Here is a 21,410-nt window from a genome sequence, read left to right as displayed (position 1 = left end):
GCCTTCACAGTCCCGATCAGCCCTTTGACCTGGCCTGACTGCACGGCGGAGCGCGATCGTCCCGCTGCCGCGCGGCCGGTGTCCCGGGTCAGGACTCGGCTGCGCCTCGATGTGCGCAGGACGGCCATGCCCGGGAGTCTTCGTTCCGGTCGTGGTCCGTGCGGACGGGCAGGGCGGGTGCGGTGGCGCGAGGGGCGCGGGTGCGGGCCTTCCACGGTGGTTTGGTGTTGAGGAGGAAGTCGATCCTGTCGGCGAACCGGGGTTCGGGGACGGGCAGTTCGATGTTCGGGTGGCGGTCGTAGTGGGGGGTGACGGCGTCGGCGACGTAGTTGGTCAGGGCGTCGATGCGGTGGGGCCGGTGGCGGCGGCCCGGGGCGGCGAGTTCGCTGAGGATGCGGAGCACGGTGGGGAGTCCGGCGTCGAAGCGGATGTCCGCGGGCGGGCATGTGCCGGCGACGGTGAGGGGTTCCGACGCCCCGGCCTCCGGGGTGAGGTCGAGGCCGGTCTGCTGGGCGTAGAAGGCGGCGGCGTGCTGTTCGCCGCGGACGCGGTGGTGCAGGGAGAGGGTGTAGCAGGCCGGGGGGTGGCCGTCGCCGGCGGCGTACTGCCACCAGAAGCGGGCGCCGTCCTCGATGCCCGCGAGGTGGAGGGCACAGCCCAGGAGCCAGGCGCTGTGGTGGTCGGGGACCTGGTCGGTGAGGAAGGCCAGGACGTCGGGGGTGAGAGCGGTGACCGCAGTTTCGCACAGCGTGTGGAGTTGCCGGGCCGCGGCCCGGTCGGTGTGGTCGGGGCCGGCGGGCAGGGGGGCGGCCGGGAGGTGGTCGGGGCAGGTGCCGTCGTCGTGGGGGACGGTGTCGTCGGGGACGTCGGGATGGTGGTGCAGGCGGGCTCGGGCGAGGAGCTGGTCGATGGCAGACATGGCGGGCGGGGTCACTCCCGGGTGTCGGGGGCGTCGAGGAGGGCCTCGACGGTGGCGCGGGCGTGGTGGTCGACGGCGTGGGCGATGGCGGGGCTCAGCCCGAGGACGTGGGGGATGCGCTGGTCGGGGATGCCGCACAGGTAGTGCAGGACGGCGACGTCCATCTGGTCGTCGGGCAGGCGGCTGATGGCGTCGAAGAGATCGACCAGTTCGGACAGGGCGATCATGTGCCCGGGGTCCTGGCCGGCGCGGATCTCGCGGGTGGAGAAGACGGCGGCGCGCAGATCGGGATGGCCTTCGTGGCGGGGGGTGCGGAGCATGACCCGGGAGCGCAGCAGGAGCCAGGCGTAGCGGTTGAGGTTCTCGCTGGCGGTGGCTTCGGTCCAGGAGAGCCACAGGATGTCGTTGGCTTCCGCGACGACGCCCCGGGCCCGCCGGTCGGTCAGGAGGAAGGCGCGGGCGTATTCCAGGTAGGGGTGGTACATGGTGTCGGTGAACGCCTGGTAGGGCAGCGGGGGCCCTTCGGCCTCGTGGGCGACCTGCTCGATGCACTGGCGGATCCACTCCGTGCCCTTGTGGGCTTCGCGGGCGGCGGCCGTCCACAGTCGGCACATGGGTGCCGCGGGTATCTCCAGGACTCTGATCACGCTGAAGGTGATCTCCCAGGCGGGGTAGTAGCCGTTTCCGCGGAGGAGTTCGCTGATCCGGGTCTTGGAGTAGCCGGAGCGGTCGGCGAGATCGTCCAGGGTCAGGCCGCTGACGGAGAGCACGCCGCGGACGGGTTCGAGCCAGGCGCGGTGCAACGGGCCCGCCTCCGGGGAGATGGGGGCCGGCGGGCGGCCCCGTCTGACGCTGTGTGGTGGGGGCTGGGCGGCATCGGACGACGGCATCATCACGGCGCCTCCTGGCCGTCCCGCCGCCGCCCGGTCGGGCCGTCGGCGGAGGACGGTGCGGCGTCCGCGGGACGGGAGCGTCCGTCGGACGCCGTGAGCGCATGGACGACCTGCTGCGCGAGCAGGCCCAAGGAGGGCAGCAGGACCGCCGCGGCGGCCGCGTGTCCCAGCACGGTCATCACCGTGCTCCACGTGAGGGCCGCCGCCAGGACGACAGCGGCCACCACCTTCTTACTCGACATCGCACTCTGTTTCTGTGAGCGAACGGCACCAACGAGCCCTCCGTCAGACGGTGCTGAAGCGCCATCAGGAAGGGACCGCCAGAATGGCCGCACACAGCCGCCCAACGCCATGTGATCATGGGATTACGGAACAATAAGAAAATCCGCCACCTCCCGCTACGCCCCGCCACCCGCCTCGCGGGCCTCACAGCGCGCGGGTTCATCCCTTTGAGGAGAAAAACAGCACTTCTGCTCTGCAATTGCACGCGATCCCTCATCATGGATGCTCACAAGGCGCCACTCGACGCCGCACCACGTGCGGCCCCCTGTGCTGAAGAAGGAAGAGGGGGCCGCACGGCCCACCACCCGTGCGCTTCGGTCCCACGCGGCCGGACGAAGTGGGCCGGCGGGGTTTCCCTGACGCGGTCACGCACTCGCCATCTGCTCTCGACGGGCCGTGGGGTCCCGTGTGGGACGCCACGGCCCGGGATCAGACGGCGATGATGGTGTGGAAGAACAGCACCGCGCCGGCGAAGGCCGCGCCGCCCGCGAGAACGGCGGTGGCGGCGTCGTGCTGGGCGAGGCAGGTGAGGACGCCGGCGCCGGTGCCGACGAGGACGCCGAGCATCAGGATGATGGCGCTGCGCAGCCCCAGCAGGGCACTGGCGCCCGCGGCAGGGGGTTGTGGCGGGTGAGGGCTTTGCGGGGGCTGGGGGTGCGGTATGGCCTGCGGGGCGTAACCGGCGTGGTGCGCCTGCGGCTCACCCGTGGCGGGGGCCGGAGTGGTCGTAAGGCTGTCGGGGTGGCCCTGGCCGGGGACGTGGCTGGTGCTCATGGGATTCCTTTCCCTGACGGAAGGTCACCACTGGGGTGGCCGGTTGTTGAGGGTGTAGGGACCGTCCGACCCACTCCCCCCGCGTGACTCACATCACATCCTTTTTATGGGGCTGGGGAGGGGGGAGAGCCGCGAGCCGCGCCTACGACCTATGGAGCGCAAGGGCGAAACGGGGCCCGCCGGGGCTGGCGAGAGCTAGGGAGCGGATGTGCCGGATGGACAGTGCAAGGGGTACGGACCCCACACCATGACGCAGGACGCGCACCTGCCGGCCACGACCGCGGACCGGGAGCTGCGCGCCCTGGAGAAGATCCTCGCCGGCGACGCGGGCGAGGACGCCACGACGCGGGCCCGGCTTCCCGGCCGGGACGCCGCCCTGGTCGTGCACCAGGTGCCCGACGTGTCTGTCTACCCCGGCGCGCGGCTCCTGAAGCGATCGCAAGAGGGCCGCACCAGCTGTACCGTCCGGACGCGCTCGCGTCCCGCGTCAGCGCTCCCGGCTCCCTCCACCACCACTGTCCCCGGCTCCCATCCCGTCCGCCGCCGATTCACACACCGTGGAGCGGGCGTGGCTCCTGGTGTCCAGGTGGAGCGCACCACTGTACGAACGACCTGGACGCCAGGAGCCACGTCTGCTCGGCTCTGCCTGGGTCGGCGGTGGACGGGATGGGAGCAGCCCGCGCACGCCACGACGTACCCGCAGTCGGCGACGGCGCCCCCTCCCTCCCGGGGCCGACCGGTCCCCCGCCGGAGGCACGCCATGATCGTTGGGCGCTCGTCACTTCGGTGGCCGGTCCTTCGCCAAGGCACCCGCTGGGCCGGATCGACCCTGCCCGGGCACGCGCTTTCCCGGGAGCAGGTGGCATTGTCCACCGCGCAGGGTAGGGATCTGTGGTCCAGGTGGTGCAAGACGAGTGGGGGCTCGTTGGGGCGGGGGCTGCGGCACGTTCTCCTTCTGCTGGTCGCGACAGTGCTGCTGTGCATGGTGCCCGGCACGACCGCCCATGCAGCGGACGACGCTTGCCATGTCGAACAGCTGAAGTCGGCGCGTGTCACCGCGTCGGTGCGTTTCGAGCACGAGGGCGAGGACTTCACGAAGGCCGAGGGGCGCCTCACGGTGAAGGTGCCCAAGTCCTGGGGGCGGTCGGCGGATCTCCTGCTGAACGGGGACACGGAGCGGTTCCGGACGGCCATGCGGTGTCTGCTGCGCTACCCCGACGATCCCTTTCCGTACCGGGACACGGAGGGGCGCACGAAGCCGCCGACGGTGACGGTCGAAGAGGATGGGGTGAGGGTCGACCAGCGTGTGACGACCTGGGTCGTCAATCTTCAGACCCGGCACTTCGGTCCCTGGAGTCTCACCGTGGGCCACCGGCTGTGGCGCCTGGAACTCATGCGTCCGCCTGCCCTGGACGGGGCCTGGTGGCAGAAGATCACCGTCGATCTGGGCGGGCGGGCCGCCCGGAGCCTCTCCTCGACGCCCACCACGGGTGCCACGACGAAACTGACCTGGACCAGGGAGAAGGCAGGAAGCAAGCCTCCCGAGGTGCGGATCACCCTGCAACCGCCGGCAGCCAAGGCATTCGCGTCACGGCTGAACGACCAGCCTTGGTTCGTCGTCGGCTGGCTGGGCTGGCTGCCGTTGCACGGAGTCCTCCTCGCCCTGCTTCTGGTCACGACGCGTACGGTGCGGCGCGCGCCTGTCTCCGCGCCACGCACCGACGCCGAGACACGCACGGCCCGCAATCTGCTGGTCATGAGTTGGCTGGCGTTCGCGGTCACCGTTGTTCAATTACTCGACGACGCGCTGCTCGCTCACTTCGCGGGTCAGGAGATGGCCCTGTTCTGGACGGACCAGCACCGCACCGCCGTCCACTTCGGGCTCACCCTCCTGACTGGGTTGGCCCTGTGCGTCTTCGGCATGCCGGGAAGGACTGCCGTCGGTCTCGTCACCGCCGCCGCCGGATACGTGATCGCCGTGGCATGCAGCCCCGAGTGGTTCGCACTGCCCTCTCAGATGTGGCTCGACTGGGAAAATGCCCCGCACGAGGTGCGTTGGTTCCGGGAGAACGGGGCCATGGTCGCCTTCGCCGGGGCGTGCGCGTGTGTCGTCTTCGTCTGGCTGGTGGGTGCCCTGGCATCCATGCTGCGGCTGTGGCGCTCCAGTGATGCCCCGACGGCAGGGAGGGCACGAGGTCGCTTCCCGCACGTGCTGCTGGTCGCGATGGTGCTCGTATCGGTGACGGTCTCCGCGGTCAGCGTGTGGGCCGCAGAGAACCTGTGGGAGCACCAGAGCTGGCTGAGCAGGCGCAACGCGCACGAGGTCTACGGCGTGTGGCATGTGGCAACCCTGTTCAACGAAATACGCTGGTTCCCCTCGGACTGGCTGGACTGGTTCCACGGGACCTATCTCTGGTGGTCAGCCCCCTCTCTGGCGATCCTGGCCGTCCTGCGTGCCCGCGGCACGGCAGACGTTCCGGCTGCCGCCCTCCCCTCACCGGCGGAGCTGCGGACCCTGAAGGTGTTCTTCGTCGTCTGCGTCGCGCCGGTCGCCGGCTGGTACGCCGGGGTCCCCCTGCCCCTACTGCCGCTGCTCGCCCTCTGGCTCACCCTGACCGGCCTGCTCGCACTGGGAACCAGGCGCGCCGTCCTGTACCAGAAGCTGCTCCCGGGCCACCGGCTGCACGAAGTGGCCAAGGAGTCCGACCGGCGGCACCTGCTCAAGGCGGCCCGGAGCCATCGTGAACTGCACGCCCAGCTACGCCGAGTGGAGCAGGGACAGCAGGACGGAGATCGCTCCGACATGGAGCACAAGCTCGACCGGCTGCACCGGGTGCCTCACCCTTCCCCGCCACCCGGCCTGCCGCACACGTGGGTGCGGCTGCCGCCTTCGATCGGCCCGGTGGAGCTGGCCCTGGCCTGGGGTCCGCGGACCACCTGGTGGGGCAACGCCTGCCGGGGCGCGTACTTCGCCGCGTTGATCTCGGTGCCCGCGGTAGCCATACTGACCTGGTCCGATCATCTCCGCGGCGTCCGGTGGACCGACAAGTTCCTGCAGCGCTTCGGACTCGTCGAGACGGTGACGTCCGCGGTCTCCACGGAACTCCTCTGGGTGGGTGCCGGCTTCACGCTGGGCGCACTCTGGCGTGTGCTGCCCGGCCGACGCGGTCCGACGCGCGCGTCCGGGCTGGCCCTCGTTTACGCGGCGCCGGTAGTGGCGCAGTGGGCCGGCGACTGGATCATCGACCAGTCCTTCGGTACGTGGCCGCTGGATCTCAGTCTCACGCTGCTTGTCCTGACTCTGACCGGAGTCGCGATGGACATCGACACCTTCCACGGGGAGAAGCGTTACTGGCCCACCAAAGCGAGCCTGTTGTTGTCCGTCTACCAGTGGCGCACGGCCTCGGTCCAGATGGCTTTCCTCGTCGGCCAGCTCGTGGCGCTGGTGACCATCTGGCAGCAGATGAAGGGGAACGACCCGATGATCGTGATCGATCGAAACCCTGGTGACAGTGCCGGAGGTGAGGACTCCGGGAACTAATACTCCAGTGCAGTTTCGTGATCTACGCGGGAGGTTCGTGGGCGGACCGCCGTTGGTAGTGGCTGCGGCGGGCTGTTGCTTGGCGGTGTCGGCGCCAGGTCGACCAGTGCGTCACTCGGGCCGCGGACACGGTCGGTGGGTCGAAGAGGGTGGCGAGCAGAAGGCAGATCTTCGGAACGGTTAGTACTCCGGTCTGGTTTCGTGGCCTATCCAGCAGGTTCATGGTCAGACCGTCGTCGGTAGTGGCTGCGCCGGGCGGTTGCCTGGTGGCGTCTGCGCCAGATGGACCAGTGCAGCAGTCTGGCCGCGGTCGCAGTTGGTGGGGTTGGCTTTATCGAGCAGTAGCGATGTCGCTTCTCAATGAGTTTGGGAGGCGCCCAACGGCTCCGCCGCCGCCCGGCTGGGCAACGAAGCACCTGAGCGGCTGCGCCGCGCGGACGCCTGATCAACCGGCCGCGCACGGTCGCTGTCAGGCGACCGTGCCGGTCGCAGCCTCGGCGAGTGGCTGTGGCCAAGGGGGGCTGGCCGGGACGTCTCCCCGGATGCCCTGACCCACGTCCCGGCCGGAGGTAGGGTCCGGACGTGCGTTGATCTTCCGGGCGGCGGCCCCGTGCAGCCGCAGACGGTGCAGGGCGCCTCTCGAAGAAGGGGCCGCCCCAGCAGGCATACCCGTCATCACCCCAGCGGAGATCCACACCATGACTGCTCAGCAGCCTCTCACCTACGACGCGCTCGTCGAACTCGCCACCGCTGATCCAGCCGTCGTCGGCCTCGTCCTCAAAGGTTCCCGAGCCCACGACGGCATGATCACCCAGCATTCCGACCGTGATCTGTACGTGGTCCTCGCCGATGACGCCACTACCGATCTCACCCGGCTTGCGGGCCACCGCACCGCCGAGCTGGACCTCGTCATCGTCTCTCTCGCCGAGTTCCGTGCAGCCGGAATGCCGGGTTTCGAACGCTACGCTCTCGCCCGGGCCCAGATCGTGCTCGACCGGCTCGACGGAGGCATCTCCCGGATCCTCGCCGACAAGGCTCGCCTGGGCGCTGATGAGGCATTCCAAAACGCCAGTGGCTGGCTCGACGCCTACGCCAACTCGCTCTACCGCTCCGTCAAGAATCACCGGGACGGCCAGGCTCTCGCCGCTCGCCTCGACGCCGCCGACAGCATTCGGTTCCTGCTTGAGCTGCTCTTCGCTCTCGACCGTCGTCCCCGCCCCTACAACAAGTACCTCGAGTGGGAGCTTGACCGGCACCCGCTTCCGGGCTGGGACACCGACGTGTTGCTCCGTGCCGTGGACGGCATCTCGGCAACAGGCGACGTACCCCTGCAGCGGCACCTGTTCACCCTCGTCGAGACGGCGGCCCGAGAGGCCGGACACGGCGAGGTACTGGATGCATGGGGCGAGGACCTTGAGCTCATGCGACCGCAATGAGGGAACGAAGAGACTCCCTGCGGCCGTGCTCTACGGCCGCAGGCGATGCCGTGCCTCCCGATAGGGGTCCGGCCAAGATCATCCCACTGCCCCCTTTGGGCTCACCTTGGCCAAACCCCTACACCTGGGGGAGGAACGCAGGAACCCCCGCCGTGGCGGGGGTTCCTGGGCCGGGGAGGGGCTTCTACCGGCCGTCCCCGGCTGTCAGGGCCGGTGCCACAGCCCGGTCGGGCGCCAGGGTTCGGCGCGGGGGGCAGTTTGCTGAACGTGGGTAGAGGAACACGTTCAGCACTGGAAGCGGAGTCCTGGCAGGTCTCAGCCGCGGCGGTCTGGTGGTCGTCGGCGATTCCGGTTCGGTCTCGCGCCGTTCCTCGTCAGCGATCCAGGTGTCAAAGGCGTGGTCTACAAGAGGCTGGAGAGCATTTACCTGCCCGTGAGGGCCTGGAGGAAGTACAAGGTCCGGCATACCGAGGACGCCATCGTCGGGGCGTTTACCGGCTCTGGCGGCTCCGCGCACGCTGCTGCTGGGCAGGTACGACACCGACGGGCGCCTGCGCTACGTCGGGCGCAGCACGACGCTCCCGCAGGCCTCGGGCCGGGTGGTCGCCGGGTTCCTTACCCCGGCCGGAGACCATCCGTGGAGGGGCTGGACCTTCAGCGCGGGATGGGGCTCGCGCGAGAGTCTGCACGTCAATCTCGTCGTGCCGGAGTTGGTGGTGGAGGTCGGCGTCGACGCGCCGAGGTTGAGGACCTCGACGTCCGCGTTGCGGGCGGCGAGCACGACCAGGTCCTCGATCTGGTCGTGGACGTCGCCCTCCAGGCGGTCGACGGTGTCCTTCCACGCGCCGAGCATCGCGGCGTACGCCTCGTCGGGCGTGCGCACGGCGTGGATGCGTCCGTGCTCGGCGAGCATCGACAGCGCGGTGCGGCAGCCGCCGTCCAGCCACGCCTCCAGGGCGGCCCGCTCCACGGCGTCCTTCTGGCGGCGGTTCTCGCTCAGCTCCAGGCCGTCCACGATCTCGTGGGCCCGCTTGAAGCCGCCGCCGACACCGATCGCTTTCAGCTGTGCCCAGTCGCCGATCTGGACGACCTCCACGCCGTGCTCGGCGGCCGCCGTGAGCAGGTCGGCGACGTCGCGGTCGTCGACCATGGCGGCCTCTTCGAGGACCAGGACGTCGGTGTCGGCCATGCGGCGGCCGCCGTCGCGGACGTCCATCAGCCAGGTCGCCACCGTGGCGCTGGTGATGCCGGATTCGGCCTGCAGCTTGGACGCGGCGACCGCCGCGGTGGCGGCGCCGACCACGCGCAGCCCGGCGGCCTCCCAGCCGATGCGGGCCGCCGACATGATGGTCGTCTTGCCGGTGCCGGCCTTGCCGCGCAGCACGTCGACGCCGTGCCCGGCCGTGAGGAAGCGCAGGGTGGCGGCGCGCTGCTCGTCGGACATGACGAACGGGCGCAGCGGGTCGGTGGTGCGGGAGATCTCGAACGTGGTGATGGCCAGCTCGGCGGCCTCCGTCGTGAGCTGGGCGGCGCCCTCGTTCAGCCGCTCGGCGACCGACCCGACGATCGTCTGCTCGGCGGTCAGGATCGATGAGTGCGTGTAGCGCTGGGGGTTGGTCAGGTGCGTCATGCCGCCGGTCGGCAGGGCGACGGCCTCGCCGTCGACGGCGAGCACGGCGTCGGTCAGGGCCTCGGCGGCCGCCAGGTCAGGCACGCCGAACGGGCAGGCGTCGATGACGAGGGCCAGGACGTCGGCGCGGGTGACGGACTTCCGCGACTCCGTCAGGCCGCCCTCGCGCCGCCAGATGAACGCGGCGATCTGCTCCGGGGAGGGCATGACCGGGCCGCCGCCGGGGCCTGCCACGGACGGCCCGTCGGGGCCTTCGGGGCCGGGAATCGCGCGGCGGATCATCGCCTCGACGTCGTCGACGACCTCCTCGGCGCGCGCCCTCCAGGCGGCCCGTACGTCCGCCCTGGTGGTGTCCATGTCCTCGGCGAGCTGGCGGGCGATCAGCTTCTGCTCGCCGGTCGTCGCGCCGTCGGCGGCCGCCGCGACGATCTGCGCGTTGCGGCGGGAGAAGTGGCGGCGCAGGTCCTCGTCGATGCCGACGACCTCCCACGCACCGGTCTCGGCGTGCCGCTCCCAGCGCATCCCAAACCACTCACCGGTCACCTGCCGCAGGCGGGCCTTCACGAACGCGTCGGCGACGTGCGCGTGACGCAGGATGTCGCGGCCGCCGGCCCCGACGGTGCGCCACTTGCCGTCGGCGGCGTACGCCAAGTTCGCCAGGTTGCCGTGGACGTGCAGGTGCGGGTCGCCGACCTCGCCGCCGACCGGGCGGGCGGGCGGAGTAGTGCACGGTCATCCAGCCGAGGAAGCCGCTGGTGTCAACACGGTCGGCGGTCTTGCCGCCTCCGTGCTCGCCGGCCATCGCGTACGCGGCCCAGCCCTCCAGCGCGCCGAACGTCTCGCGGGCCACCTCGAGGAAGGTCTCGCGCAGCGCCTCGGACATCTCCTCGCCCGCGAGCGCGACGGCGGCGCTGTAGGACTTCGACAGATCCAGCGTCACGTCGTAGCCGCGGTTGCCGACCCGGACCCGGGCGTCGGCCCACGCGCGGGCCTCCGCCACATCTGAGCGCCCGTACAGCTGCACCAGGTCGACGCCGGACGCCTCGGCGAGATCCTCCACCGCGCGGAATGGGGAGGCGGTGCCGGTCGCCCTCACGCAGGATGTCGCGCTGCAGGCGGGCGAACCTCTTGCTCAGCTTGTCGTCGCCGAGCAGCTCGTCGACGTCCACGCTGAGCTCGGCGGCCGACGTCTCGATCGCCTCGGCGAGCGGCCGCGCCTGCAGCTTGCCGCGCGGGTCGACGGCGACCTTCGGCGTCACCAGCAACTCGCCCGTCAGCGGGTGCCGGCCGTCCATCAGCAGCCGCGCCTGGTCCTTGTCGACGCTCTGTCCGGCGACCAGGCCGACGTCGGCGAGCCCGCCGCCGATCCACTCCAGATCACGCGCGTCGCCGAGGCGGTAGTCGACCTGCGCGTCGGCCTCCTGCTCGCGCTGCTCCTGGCGCTCCAGGTCGCATCCGCACTGCCCGGTCAGCTGGTACTCGACCTGCTGCATGTCCGGCCCCAGCGGTGTCACCCACGCCATCGCTACTCACCCCCTCCCGCGTCGATGATCTTCAAGCGTGTTGGCGTATGGCGCAGCCATACCTTGGTACTTCGGCTTTCGATCTTGGTGTGACTGGTCACTGTACTGGCGAGTGCCGTGACCCAAGGGACTTGGGTGCCGCATGTAATAGCGCCGAGCTGCTGGGCCTCGGAGGAGGATCGAGGATTTCCAGAAATTCGTGTGAACCGGGGCTCCGTCGGCGGTCTTACCGGGGTAAAGGCAGACACGACGAGCCGATGGAGCAGGCATGGTGGTTGCGATGATTCGAGCGGCGTTGTCGCGCGCCGACGGCAGCGGGCAGGGACGGGAGGGCGGCATGTGGCACACGATCCGGACCTGGATCGAGGGCAAGAACGCAACGACGTTCGAGCGAGAGCGGCGTACGACATTGCTCACGGCGCCGTCGGCACTGCAGCAGGGCGGCAGGATCTACGACCAGCGGAGCGACGGCAGCATCTTGGAGATCACCGTCCCCGTGAAGGGGCGAATGGGCTTCATCGTCGGCGAGCCGCCCGTCCGCGATCGCGCCGCATCGGAGCCTGCGGAACTGCTTGCTGCCCGTTCGGCTGCCCTCCCCCGGGCTGAGGAGAGGTGATCAAGCCCGTGCCTGTCTCGCCTCCGCCGGCGCAGCCGTTGACGGCTCACGGCGCTTCGCTTCCCAAGGACCACGTGCTGTACAGGGTTCACAACAAGCGCTTCTCTCCGACCATGTTCCTCCCTCACGTACCGGGCGCACTCGGCGGCGGGCGCTTCGACAGCAGCGCGGAGGATCCGTACCCCTTCCTCTACGCGGCTCTCAGTCCTAAGGCAGCGGTCGCCGAGACCCTGCTGAAGGGGTCGGTGTTCACCCCTGATGACCCACGACTCCTGCCGTGGGCCGCGGTGGTGAACCGTCAGCTCACTCAGCTGCGCGTCACTACCCCGCTCCATCTCATCGACCTGACGACGGCAAAATCTCTCCATGCCGTCGGTGCTACATCCGACCTCGTCCTTTCCGACGACCTCGTGCGGGCACGCGCCTGGGCCTCGGTGCTCCGCCGGAACAATCCCTGGGCCGACGGACTCCTGTGGCCCTCCCGCTGGAGCCCCGGGGACCAGCTGGTGGTGCTCTTCGGGGATCGCTGCGCCCCTTCCGTGCTGAGGCCGGAGTCCATCTGGCCCGTGCAGGCACGCGCCAACAAGCTTCTGGCCCATGCCAATGCCATGGTCCCAGTCCCCTCCGTTCCGCAGGTCAGGCCCTTTGAGGACTTCTTCAAGGCCCACTATCTACAGGTCTGCCGCATCCTCAACGCCAGGTGCAACAACTGGGAGATGGCGCAGGAGGCAGCCAGCCGGGCCTTCGAGATCGCCTACCGCAATTGGGCGGAGGTCAGTGAGCATCCCAATCCGGTCGCCTGGGTGGTCCTCACGGGTCGGCGCATCATGATGCGGGCGTACCAGAAGCTGGCGGCCCGCCGCGTGCGTCCCTTGAACGAGTCGGATGCGGGCGTGCCCTGCGACGGGCAGGATGTGGCGTCCGCGACGGTCGACAAGATCGCGCTGCACACCGCGATGGGCAATCTGACGCGCGACAAGCGCGAGTGTCTTGTCATGCACTACATGGACGGCTACTCCGTCAGCGAGATCGCCGAGCTCCTGCATCTCCCTTCGGGAACGGTCAAGAGCAGGCTCAGCGCGGCCCGCAAGGACCTCAAGGACTCACTGGGTTACGACTTCCGCGAGGGAGGTATGCGATGAAGCACGACGCCGAACTGGACGTGGACGGGTACGACCAGACCTTCTCCGACGAGGAGGTGCTCCGCCACCTGGCCGAGCTCCGTCACCGCGTCACCTCACGCACCCCGATCCTCGACGACGACGACTACGAAGCGGCCATCGAGGAGGCCGCCGACGAGGTCGCCGGGCTCTTCTGAGGAAGATCTCCCGCAAACGCAAAAAGGCTGGCTTCGTTCATCTCAAGGAACAGCGATTGTCGCCCGGTTCCGGAGTCAGTTGTCGATCCGCCGGCTCGTGAATGTCGACGAGAAATGACGGCGCTGTCGAGTCAGCGAACGCGGGACGGTCCACTGCCCGTCAGGGCAGTGGACCGTCGAGGCAGGTAGCGGCAGGTATGAGACATATGCGGTCGACGTGGTGCTACTCCAGGATCTGCAGACTCCAGGTGTCCGCCTCAGGACTGCGCCGGCGAGCCGGGCGCCGGTCAGTTTGGCACGCGGATGGGCACGAAGCTCGGGGCGCACCAGGTGCTCGGCGGTGAGGGGGTGGACGCCCTTGGCCAGGGTGCGTGCGACCTGCCGGCCCGCCCCGTCGAGCGGTGTGCCAGGGGTTTGGCCCACCTCGGTGAGACCTTCTTCGCCGATCCACACGAGCGGACCGTCGGCGGTGGCGTCCGTGCCAGAGCCGATCTGGTCGCCGACGGTCGGCCGGGCGTGCCCGGCGAGGCCCTCGCCGTCGTGCTGGACGTAGCAGCCAGCCTGACCGGTGAGACGGTACTCGACCTGCCCGTCATCCACGATCCCGGTCACCCAGGCCATCGACTGCCGCCCCCTCCCCTCGACCTTGATGGCCAACGGCCGCGTCCGTTCCCGTAGGGGACGTGCCTTTGTCCATTCTTTTGATCTTGAGTCAACGGTGCCAGGCCGAACCAAGGCGCGGAGAGAGCACAGCGGCGCCCTGTCCCGACGGACCGGCCGACAGTCGCGTCGGACAGCCAAGCGGAAGCCAGGGACGGACCACGATCGAGTGTGGATGGGTCGACAACCACGCACCGAGAGACGTCCGTGGGAACGGGACACCTGGTTGTCTGACGCGAACCAGACTGTCCATGGGCCTCGGAAGCGCTGACAGCCGACAGCAGTGATCAGGCCGTCGAGCTAGATGATCGATTCCAAGGGGTAGCGGCTTTGAGTGGACCGCTACGCTCAGGGTCTTGGGCGTGGGGTGGCGGGGGAGAGCGTGTTATGGGCGGCTTGGCGGGTCTGGGGCGTCGGGGCGCGCTCGCGCTGGGCGCGGCGACGGTACTCGCGGCGTGTGGGTCGACTGCGAACCGCGCAGACGGCAACGAAGTCCGTACGGACTCTGAACCGCTGGAACGTCGGTTCGCCGCGCTCGGCCCGCTCTCCGACACACATTGGCTCGGCGTCGTGCTGGGCACCGATTCGAGGGGCCCCGTTCCGGGTCCCACTGATGTTCGTGTGGTGGGCTTCGCCCGGCTGAGAACGGGTGGCGTCGCCGCCATTGTGGGGGCACCACAGTGGGGTTTTCAGCCCGCGGTGCCGAGCCGGCTGCCGGAAACACTCGTGCAGTTCATGCCCAAGAGCGCCAGGTGGGTCCGGAGCGAGTCCTTCGACCGTCAGGTGACGGGCGGGACGTACTCCGGCGCGTTCTACTTCGACCCGCGTGCGGACTGGGTCTACTTCGACACGACCAATCCGAGTGTTGTCTCCAGCTCCGGACCATGATCGGATTCCCTGGTTCAGCCGCACAGACGATACGAGGGCATCCAAAGTCATTGTGTGACGAACGACCTGGACACCCTCGCGATCGCACTCTACGTGAAGACCGACGACTTGCTGAAGGACTCGCCGCAGTGCGGGCCGTGGCGGCCAGCGGTGGGCATCGCGCCCCGGCTCAGCGATGCCGAACTGGTGACCCTGGCGATGATGCAGGCCACGCTCGGGTTTACCTCCGAGGCCCGGTGGCTGCGGCACGCCCGCACCCATCTGCAGCACCTTTTCCCCTACTTGCCGCAGCAGCCCGGCCACAACAAGCGGCTGCGCAAGGCCGCCGAGCTCATCCGGCGCGTCACCCGCGCACTGGCCGTCGACACCATGTCGTGGACCGATGACGTGTGGGTCGTGGACTCCACGCCGGTCGAATGCGGACGGTCCCGCGAAACCGTCAAACGCTCCCACCTGGCCGGATGGGCCCAGTACGGGTACTGCGCCAGCCGCTCGCGCTTCTTCTGGGGTTGCGGCTGCACCTGGTGTGCACCCTGCGGGGCCTGCCTGTGACCTTCGCCCTGACCGGGGCCAAGGCCGACGAACGCGAGACGCTGCTGGACCTGCTCGCCGTCGAGCCCCAACTCATCAACGAGCGTCCCGGCCAGACGCTGATCGGCGACAAGAACTACTTCGGCCGCGAATTCGAGCAACAACTCGCGGAGCTGGGCATCCGGCTGCTGCGGCCGGCCCGCAGGGGTGAGGCCGAACGGGCCGGATCACAGCTGTTCAAGCCGCTGCGGCAGGTCATCGAGTCCATCAACGAGACCTTCAAGGGCCAGCTCGACCTCGAACGCCACCGCGGTCGGACGCCCGGAGGCGTGGTCGTCCGCGTCCTGCAGCGCATCCTCGCCCTTACCGCCGCCATCTGGCACAACGACCACACCGGCCAGCCGGTCATGCGCGCACAGACCGCCTACGACCACTGAAGCCCTTGGAATCGATCATCTAGTCGTTGCCGCCGGAGTACCAATGCCGCACCCACTGCTCGAAACCCCAGGCGTCATCCCCGGGCACCGGGCCGGCTCCTACGTCGGACACCATCCAGACCTCGCCTCGGCGAGGTCCCGTGGTCACCAGCACCCAGAACGACTGCCCGTCCTCTGAACCGAGAACGATCGACCCCCTGGTGTACACGGCGTCGGTGCGTGGATCGTCTTCAGGGTCGACCGTCTCGTCGTCCTCCCACGGCCAGGCTGCCTCCAAGGGGAACAGTTCCCCTGGCTGCCGCGGACCGAGGTCCGGCCAGCTCTCGGGCAGCCACCCGAGCGGCTGCAGACCGCCGTCTTCCGCCGGACCAAGGCTGCATCCGTTGCTGATGTCCACGACGAAGGTTCTGTACGGCTCCGGGAGCGTCACCCGGTTCTCGGTCTCCCACGTTGCTACGGCTTCATGGCCGAGAGGAGGCTCGCGCCACTCCGGCGCGAACGCGGAACGCAGGAAGTCGAGAGTTGCCTCAACAGGACGCTGATCAGGTGTGGTCGTCACGGCAGCATGCTGGCAGAAGAGGCTGACATCTGATCTTGATCCCCCATCTGCTGCCGTTCTTGGATCCGGCTGTCAGCCATCGCGGCTCATGCCCATGAGTATCGAACAGGGGACCATCTCGGTGCCTCCCGCAGTGCTGACACACCCGCCGTCCGTTCTCGCTCGTGGAGACAGCCAGCTCAGGGACAGATCCGCTGATGGGGAACTCCGTCAGGGAGGTAGCGGTGCCATTCCTGCTGGGTCAGAGACCGGCCCGCGATCGTGCACGCCTGGTCGGTGAGGGCGGAGAGATCGTGGAAGGCGCGGGTGTCCCACAGCACGGTCCACCCCGGCGCCACCCTGGCCCAGGCGGCCAGGATCATGGCCGTCCGGCATGTCAAACGGCTGCCCGTGGTCGACGACGTCGGCATGCTCCAGGGCCTCGTGAGCCGCGCCGACCTGCTGAAGGTCTTCCTGCGGCCGGACGAGGAGATCGAGGAGGAGGTCCGCCGCATTGTGGTGTCCTACCTCTTCCCCACCCACGGCCACACCCTCCACGTCGACGTCCACGAGGGAGTCGTCACCCTCCGCGGGCGCATTCACGACACCTCACTCATATCGGTCGCCGTACGTCTCGTGCGTGCCGTGGAGGGCGTCGTGGACGTCGAGCCGCAGCTCACCGGCGAGACGGCAGGCCGGGACGGGTCCGGAACGTCCGGGTGACCGTGCACGGTCGCCGCCCTCTCATCGGAATGGTGCCGTGCGGCGGCGTGTCACGCGCGGTACACCGCCGCACGGGCACGGCCGGCCTTGTCCGCGGAAGCGGGCCGGGCGGGTGGCTGCCGGACGGTCGCAACCCGTACGGGGAGGTCTCTTGCAACACCGAAGTGCCGGAGTGTCGACGGCGCCCGTCCCGGCTCAGCCGGTGATCTCGATGCGGTGCGCCTTTCCGGTCTCGCTCTTCGGGACGCGCACCGTGAGGACTCCGTTCGTCAGGTCCGCGCTGACGTGCCCGGTGTCGGAGTCCGGCGGGAGGGTCGTGCGGTAGTCGAACTGTCCGAGGCGGCGGGTGTGCCTGCGCACCACCCCGGGGTGCTCCCTCTCCCTGATCTCACCGTGGATACCGAGCTCGCCCTCGGCGATCTCGACGGTGACCTGGTCCTTGCCCACGCCGGGCAGCTCCAGTTCCACCAGGTAGGCGTCCTCGGTGTCGACGACGTCGACCGGCGGCGCCCACGGTTCGCCCGTGCCGAATTCGGGATAGCCGCCGACGGGGAAGACGGCGTGCATGAGCTGGTCCATCCGGGTACGGAGATCGTCCAGTTCGTGCACGGCTGCCGAGAGCCCGCCCCTGCTGTGTCGTACGGGATGTGTCATGGCTGCTCCTCCTTGCCTTGCTGCGCCGGCCACCGCTCATGTGAACCGGGCGGCAGCCGCAGTCGTGCGTTCCCCGATGCGGCGCCGGACGCGGGCGGCGAGTGCGCCCAGCGGCTCGGAGACCGCCGCCCGGGGAGCGACCGGCTCCCGGATCCGGCGGGCCGCCGGCGGCAGGCCGTCCAGGTCCGCCCTGAACCTCTCCCGGCACTCGTCGAGCGTGGGCCGGGGGCCGCTGCGCCGTCCGCCCCGCATCACTGTCTCCAGCAACGGCCGGCCGCCGTCGGGGGGCGGCTCGCCGGCCAGGGCGATCACGTCGACGCAGCCGGGGCGCCGGAACACCTGCTTGGGCCCGGGTGCCGTCACCTTCGCCGACGACAGCTTCATCACCGGCCGGCCGTCGTACTCCACCAGCTTGTAGGCCGAGTCCAGATACGGGGCGTCGGCCGAGACACCGACGCGGGTGCCGACGGCGTACGTGTCGATCGGCGCCCCGGAGCGGACCAGGTCGTCCACCTCGTACTCGTCGAGACCGCCGCTCGCGATGATCCGTACGTCGGGCAGGCCCGCGCCGTCGAGGAGGGACCGGGCCCGTACCGCCAGGGCCCCGAGGTCGCCGCTGTCCAGCCGTACCGCCGAGCCAGGCCCACGGGCCGCGCCGCCCAGGTCGTGCAGGACACGTGCCGCGACGCGTACGCCCTCCTCGGTGTCGTAGGTGTCCACCAGCAGGGTCACCGGCCCCGGGTGGGACCGTGCGAAGGCGCGGAAGGCGTCCTCCTCCGTGGGGAACGCCTCGACGAAGGAGTGGGCCATCGTGCCGACGGCCGGCAGGCCCAGAGCGGTGGCCGCGGCCACATTGCTGGTTCCGGCGAAGCCGACCATCGCGCCCAGGCGGGCGGCCTGGAACCCGGCCTCCGGGCCGTGGGTGCGCCGCAGGGAGAAGTCCACGACCGGATGCCCGGCCGCGGCGAGGACGCACCGTGCGGCCTTGGAGGCGACGGCGGTCTGGTGGCTGAGCCGGTTGAGTACGTACGTCTCGGCCAGCTGCGCCTGTGGGAGCGGCGCGGTCACCTCCAGGAGGGGCTCTCCCGCCAGGACGATCCGTCCTTCCGGCACCGCCCTCACGTCACCGGTGAACTCCAGGCCGAGCAGGGGCCGCAGATCACTGGGTGGGCGGTGCATGGCGGAGGCGAAGGCGTCGACGTCCTCCGGGCCGACGTGGAGGCCGGACAGGTAGTCGAGGGCCGACTCCAGCCCCGCCGCGACCAGGAAGCCGCGCCCGGCGGGCAGGTCACGGACGAAGAGGCTGAACGTCGCGGACCCGGTCATCCCCTCCCGGAGGTAGGACGTGGCCATAGTGACCTCGTACAGGTCTGTGGTCGTCGCGTCGGACATTCAGCGTCGCCTCCTGGGTCGTCTACGGCTCGTCCTCACGTCACCGGCGGAACCGGCCGGCCCACAGGGGCTCCACCCGGGCCCACTCGGCGTCCCACTGCGCGTACCTTCTCCGGTCCAGCACGTGGCGCGCGGCCACCCGCGCCGCGAAGACCCCGGCCGCCACACCGACCGCCGCCGCACCGCCCGCGAACCAACCGGTGGTGACGGCCTGCTGGTCGGTCATCGGCGGACCGGTGACCGCCCCGTCGCCGGTCACCCACACCCGCAGCGTGGCGCCCCCGGGCGTGTCCGGCGTGACGGAGGTGGTCCCCGTCCGCACCGTCCCGTCGTCGTCGGTCCAGCGGACCCGCGCCTGCTGTTGGGCGTTCTCACCGGCTTCCTCGGTGATCGACGTCACCCGGGCGTCGACCCGGTACCGCTCGACCGACTGGGTCTGCACGGTCCGCATCGACGACTCGTACACCGACACGCCCGCACCGAGCGCGGCTGCCGGCAGACCGAGCAGGAGGACCAGCATCAGGAATCCGCGGAACCAGGCCTCGAACCGGTCGGACCTGCGGCGCAGGGGGTTCGCCCCCTCCGGCTCCCGGTGCGGCGGGAGCGGACCGGACGCGTACGGCGGGTTCCGTGTGCTCATGACTCGGCCTCCAACAGGTCGCCGGTCGTTCCCCCCACCCAACCCTCCTGTTTCCGTCGTGGGACGGCGCCGGCTGCGGTCCCAGGGCCGAACGTCCCTGTACGGGGCGGTTCACGGGTCCGCGGGGACCGCCGCCGAGGTGGTCGGTCTTCGCGGGACCGGCATGTCCTGCACATGCGCCGCCGAGGGGATTGGGGTACTCCTCGAACGAGGGAAACCGCTATGCGCCTGCCGACGGCCTCCCGGTCGTCCGTGCCGGCGGACCCGGGCACCGTCGCCCGTCCCTCTTCCCAGTGTGTGACGAGACGGAGGGCACCGCCATGCAACCAGTCGGCCTCGACGGCTCACCCGCGAGTCCCGCCGCCGCCTGCCGTGCCGACCACGCAGGTGCGGGCCCTCATGACTGAGCAGGACCCCGGCCGGAGCATGGCCCCCCCGGTGCCCGCGGCCGGCACGTCCCCGCTCCGGGCCGCCGGCCGGCACGGCGATGCGCCGCCGCGCGCGCAGGTGTGCGAGACGCACACCGCGATCGTGTTCTTCGCCGGTGACCGTGCCTACAAGGTGAAGAAGCCGGTGGACCTGGGCTTCCTGGACTACACGACGGTGACGGCCCGCCGGGCGGCGTGCGAGCGCGAAGTCGCTCTCAATCGCCGCTTCGCCCCCGATGTCTATCTGGGTCTGGGCGAGTTCCGCACCCCCGGCGCGCAGGAGCCGGAACCACTCGTGGTGATGCGCCGGATGCCTGCGGACCGCCGCCTTTCCCGCCTGGTGCGGGAAGGTGTCGGCGTCGACGACGCCCTGCGCGCCGTCGCCCGGCAGCTCGCGGCGTGGCACGCGGACGCGCCCCGGGGCCGGGAAGTGGACGAGCAGGGGACACGGGACGCCCTGTCGTCGCGCTGGGAGGCGAGCTTCCGGCAGGTCCGTGCGCTGGCCGGGGACGGCATCGTGCCGGACGGGGTGGCGGAGGTGGAGCGGCTGGTGCGCCGTTATCTCGCCGGCCGCGAGCGTCTGTTCGACTCCCGCATCGAGCAGGGGCGGGTGGTCGACGGCCACGGCGACCTGCTCGCCGAGGACGTCTTCTGCCTCGACGACGGTCCCCGCGTCCTGGACTGCCTGGAGTTCGACGACCACCTGCGCCACGTCGACGGGCTCGACGACGCCGCCTTCCTCGCCATGGACCTGGAACAGCTCGGCGCCCCTCGGTCCGCGGAGTACTTCCTCGCCCGGTACGGCGAGTACTCGGGCGACCCGGCGCCCTCCTCCCTGTGGCACCACTACGTCGCCTACCGCGCGTTCGTCCGCGCCAAGGTCTCCTTGATCCAGGCACGCCAGGGCGCCCCGGGCGCCGAGGCTGCGTTCCGGCGGCTGGTCTCGGCGGCGCTCGGTCATCTGCGCACCTCCGCCGTCGGCCTGACGCTCGTCGGAGGGCTGCCGGGCAGCGGGAAGTCCACCCTCTCCGGAGCGCTGGCGGACCGGCTGGGGGTCACGCTGCTCAGCAGCGACCGCCTCCGCAAGGAGCTGGCGGGGATCCCCGTGGAACAGTCCGCGGCGGCCGGTTACGGCGAGGGGATCTACACGCCGGAGTGGACGGCCAGGACCTACTCCGCGCTGCTCGACCGCGCGTCCGTCCTGCTGTCCTCGGGGGAATCCGTCGTCCTGGACGCCACGTGGTCCGATGCGGCACAGCGGAAGGCGGCCGTGCGCCTGGCGGAACGCACCAGCGCCGACCTGGTGGCCCTGCACTGCCATGTGCCGGGCGACGTGTCGGCGGCCCGCCTGGGCACGCGGGCCCCCGGAGCGTCCGACGCCGACGCCGGCATCGCGGCCGCGATGGCGGCCGGGGAACAGCCGTGGCCGGAGGCCGTCGCGGTCGACACCGGCGGCCCCCTGGAGGCAGCGGTCGCCCGGGCGCTGGCCGCCGTGCGTCCGTGGGGTACGGGCCAGGCACCGGTCTTCCGCCGCCCCTACATGGAGCCCGACTAGAGCGAGCGGTTGCTCCTCTGTGCTCTTCGGGT

18 protein-coding genes and 3 pseudogenes are annotated in these 21,410 nt (G+C 70.3%); 9 read left to right on the top strand and 12 right to left on the bottom strand.

Going from position 1 to position 21,410, the window contains the following annotated elements; genetic code table 11:
• Window positions 1-88: 88 nt before the first annotated feature.
• The 4 genes from ACZ6A9_RS29335 to ACZ6A9_RS29320 form a co-directional block, all read right to left on the bottom strand.
• Complete coding sequence (locus ACZ6A9_RS29335) at window positions 89-919, bottom strand: DUF6207 family protein (RefSeq protein WP_468991428.1); 831 nt, start codon at window positions 917-919, stop codon at window positions 89-91.
• Between the two features lie 11 nt (window positions 920-930).
• Window positions 931-1,722 (bottom strand): XRE family transcriptional regulator, encoded by a 792-nt coding sequence (locus tag ACZ6A9_RS29330; RefSeq protein WP_468991423.1) that lies wholly within the window; start codon window positions 1,720-1,722, stop codon window positions 931-933.
• An 89-nt stretch (window positions 1,723-1,811) separates the two neighbouring features.
• Window positions 1,812-2,054, bottom strand: a complete 243-nt coding sequence (locus ACZ6A9_RS29325; protein ID WP_468991420.1) for a hypothetical protein — start codon at window positions 2,052-2,054, stop codon at window positions 1,812-1,814.
• Between the two features lie 469 nt (window positions 2,055-2,523).
• Entirely contained in the window at window positions 2,524-2,868 is a 345-nt protein-coding gene (locus ACZ6A9_RS29320) for a hypothetical protein (protein WP_468991417.1), read from the bottom strand.
• A gap of 982 nt (window positions 2,869-3,850) precedes the next feature.
• On the opposite strand from ACZ6A9_RS29320, the gene ACZ6A9_RS29315 reads away from it, so the two are divergent.
• Together ACZ6A9_RS29315 and ACZ6A9_RS29310 are read left to right on the top strand one after the other, a co-directional pair.
• The gene (locus ACZ6A9_RS29315; RefSeq protein ID WP_468991413.1) at window positions 3,851-6,409 is read left to right on the top strand and encodes a DUF6185 family protein; all 2,559 of its coding nucleotides are present in this window, start codon (window positions 3,851-3,853) and stop codon (window positions 6,407-6,409) included.
• 698 nt (window positions 6,410-7,107) lie between these two features.
• Entirely contained in the window at window positions 7,108-7,845 is a 738-nt protein-coding gene (locus ACZ6A9_RS29310) for a hypothetical protein (protein WP_468991411.1), read from the top strand.
• 556 nt (window positions 7,846-8,401) lie between these two features.
• On the opposite strand, the gene ACZ6A9_RS29305 is transcribed toward ACZ6A9_RS29310, so the two are convergent.
• The 3 genes and pseudogenes from ACZ6A9_RS29305 to ACZ6A9_RS29295 form a co-directional block, all read right to left on the bottom strand.
• Window positions 8,402-10,126 carry an AAA family ATPase gene (locus ACZ6A9_RS29305; RefSeq protein WP_468991409.1) on the bottom strand — a complete coding sequence of 575 codons (1,725 nt, stop codon included), beginning with the start codon at window positions 10,124-10,126 and terminating at the stop codon, window positions 8,402-8,404.
• A complete protein-coding gene (locus tag ACZ6A9_RS29300) occupies window positions 10,008-10,535 on the bottom strand; it encodes a relaxase domain-containing protein (protein WP_468991406.1) in 528 nt (175 codons plus the stop codon). Before ACZ6A9_RS29300 ends, ACZ6A9_RS29305 begins: the two co-directional genes overlap by 119 nt.
• A 217-nt stretch (window positions 10,536-10,752) precedes the next feature.
• Window positions 10,753-10,968: pseudogene (locus tag ACZ6A9_RS29295) on the bottom strand (hypothetical protein); the annotation flags it as partial.
• Between the two features lie 298 nt (window positions 10,969-11,266).
• Here ACZ6A9_RS29295 and ACZ6A9_RS29290 point away from each other — a divergent pair.
• From ACZ6A9_RS29290 to ACZ6A9_RS29280, 3 genes are read left to right on the top strand one after another with little or no spacing between them, the layout of a single operon-like run.
• Entirely contained in the window at window positions 11,267-11,614 is a 348-nt protein-coding gene (locus ACZ6A9_RS29290) for a hypothetical protein (RefSeq protein WP_468991403.1), read from the top strand.
• Window positions 11,611-12,756, top strand: a complete 1,146-nt coding sequence (locus ACZ6A9_RS29285; RefSeq protein ID WP_468991400.1) for a sigma-70 family RNA polymerase sigma factor — start codon at window positions 11,611-11,613, stop codon at window positions 12,754-12,756. The genes ACZ6A9_RS29290 and ACZ6A9_RS29285 overlap by 4 nt, the downstream gene beginning before the upstream one ends.
• Entirely contained in the window at window positions 12,753-12,932 is a 180-nt protein-coding gene (locus ACZ6A9_RS29280) for a hypothetical protein (protein WP_468991396.1), read from the top strand. Before ACZ6A9_RS29285 ends, ACZ6A9_RS29280 begins: the two co-directional genes overlap by 4 nt.
• A gap of 75 nt (window positions 12,933-13,007) precedes the next feature.
• Here ACZ6A9_RS29280 and ACZ6A9_RS29275 read toward each other — a convergent pair whose 3' ends face one another.
• A complete protein-coding gene (locus ACZ6A9_RS29275) occupies window positions 13,008-13,589 on the bottom strand; it encodes a hypothetical protein (protein WP_468991394.1) in 582 nt (193 codons plus the stop codon).
• Window positions 13,590-14,327: 738 nt separating this feature from the next.
• On the opposite strand from ACZ6A9_RS29275, the gene ACZ6A9_RS29270 reads away from it, so the two are divergent.
• Both ACZ6A9_RS29270 and ACZ6A9_RS29265 read left to right on the top strand, forming a co-directional pair.
• Window positions 14,328-14,480 (top strand): hypothetical protein, encoded by a 153-nt coding sequence (locus ACZ6A9_RS29270; RefSeq protein WP_468991388.1) that lies wholly within the window; start codon window positions 14,328-14,330, stop codon window positions 14,478-14,480.
• A 54-nt stretch (window positions 14,481-14,534) separates the two neighbouring features.
• Window positions 14,535-15,448: pseudogene (locus ACZ6A9_RS29265) on the top strand (IS982 family transposase).
• A gap of 19 nt (window positions 15,449-15,467) precedes the next feature.
• On the opposite strand, the gene ACZ6A9_RS29260 reads toward ACZ6A9_RS29265, so the two are convergent.
• A complete protein-coding gene (locus ACZ6A9_RS29260; protein WP_468991386.1) occupies window positions 15,468-16,007 on the bottom strand; it encodes an SMI1/KNR4 family protein in 540 nt (179 codons plus the stop codon).
• A gap of 318 nt (window positions 16,008-16,325) precedes the next feature.
• Here ACZ6A9_RS29260 and ACZ6A9_RS29255 point away from each other — a divergent pair.
• A pseudogene (locus ACZ6A9_RS29255) lies at window positions 16,326-16,709 on the top strand (BON domain-containing protein); the annotation flags it as partial.
• A 195-nt stretch (window positions 16,710-16,904) separates the two neighbouring features.
• On the opposite strand, the gene ACZ6A9_RS29250 reads toward ACZ6A9_RS29255, so the two are convergent.
• The 3 genes from ACZ6A9_RS29250 to ACZ6A9_RS29240 are packed head-to-tail and all read right to left on the bottom strand — an operon-like array spanning window position 16,905 to window position 19,395.
• Window positions 16,905-17,363, bottom strand: a complete 459-nt coding sequence (locus tag ACZ6A9_RS29250) for an Hsp20/alpha crystallin family protein (RefSeq protein WP_468991383.1) — start codon at window positions 17,361-17,363, stop codon at window positions 16,905-16,907.
• Window positions 17,364-17,399: 36 nt separating this feature from the next.
• The gene (locus ACZ6A9_RS29245) at window positions 17,400-18,755 is read right to left on the bottom strand and encodes a nicotinate phosphoribosyltransferase (protein WP_468991380.1); all 1,356 of its coding nucleotides are present in this window, start codon (window positions 18,753-18,755) and stop codon (window positions 17,400-17,402) included.
• A gap of 40 nt (window positions 18,756-18,795) precedes the next feature.
• Window positions 18,796-19,395: an Rv1733c family protein gene (locus ACZ6A9_RS29240; protein ID WP_468991377.1), complete on the bottom strand. Its 600-nt coding sequence runs from the start codon at window positions 19,393-19,395 to the stop codon at window positions 18,796-18,798.
• A gap of 507 nt (window positions 19,396-19,902) precedes the next feature.
• On the opposite strand from ACZ6A9_RS29240, the gene ACZ6A9_RS29235 reads away from it, so the two are divergent.
• The gene (locus tag ACZ6A9_RS29235) at window positions 19,903-21,378 is read left to right on the top strand and encodes a bifunctional aminoglycoside phosphotransferase/ATP-binding protein (RefSeq protein WP_468991731.1); all 1,476 of its coding nucleotides are present in this window, start codon (window positions 19,903-19,905) and stop codon (window positions 21,376-21,378) included.
• The last annotated feature ends 32 nt before the right edge of the window (window positions 21,379-21,410 follow it).

It is taken from the genome of Streptomyces sp. NPDC041124 (assembly GCF_055592385.1).
Note: the sequence above shows the minus strand (reverse complement) of the source record. Positions and strands in the feature narration are given on the sequence as shown.

Excerpts from the sequence above, each read along its gene's own strand:
- ACZ6A9_RS29320 (WP_468991417.1), bottom strand. The coding sequence starts at position 2,868 with ATGAGCACCAGCCACGTCCCCGGCCAGGGCCACCCCGACAGCCTTACG.
- ACZ6A9_RS29310 (WP_468991411.1), top strand. The coding sequence starts at position 7,108 with ATGACTGCTCAGCAGCCTCTCACCTACGACGCGCTCGTCGAACTCGCC.
- ACZ6A9_RS29250 (WP_468991383.1), bottom strand. The coding sequence starts at position 17,363 with ATGACACATCCCGTACGACACAGCAGGGGCGGGCTCTCGGCAGCCGTG.
- ACZ6A9_RS29325 (WP_468991420.1), bottom strand. The coding sequence starts at position 2,054 with ATGTCGAGTAAGAAGGTGGTGGCCGCTGTCGTCCTGGCGGCGGCCCTC.
- ACZ6A9_RS29240 (WP_468991377.1), bottom strand. The coding sequence starts at position 19,395 with ATGAGCACACGGAACCCGCCGTACGCGTCCGGTCCGCTCCCGCCGCAC.
- ACZ6A9_RS29245 (WP_468991380.1), bottom strand. The coding sequence starts at position 18,755 with ATGTCCGACGCGACGACCACAGACCTGTACGAGGTCACTATGGCCACG.
- ACZ6A9_RS29290 (WP_468991403.1), top strand. The coding sequence starts at position 11,267 with ATGGTGGTTGCGATGATTCGAGCGGCGTTGTCGCGCGCCGACGGCAGC.
- ACZ6A9_RS29270 (WP_468991388.1), top strand. The coding sequence starts at position 14,328 with ATGCCCAAGAGCGCCAGGTGGGTCCGGAGCGAGTCCTTCGACCGTCAG.
- ACZ6A9_RS29315 (WP_468991413.1), top strand. The coding sequence starts at position 3,851 with ATGGTGCCCGGCACGACCGCCCATGCAGCGGACGACGCTTGCCATGTC.
- ACZ6A9_RS29280 (WP_468991396.1), top strand. The coding sequence starts at position 12,753 with ATGAAGCACGACGCCGAACTGGACGTGGACGGGTACGACCAGACCTTC.
- ACZ6A9_RS29335 (WP_468991428.1), bottom strand. The coding sequence starts at position 919 with ATGTCTGCCATCGACCAGCTCCTCGCCCGAGCCCGCCTGCACCACCAT.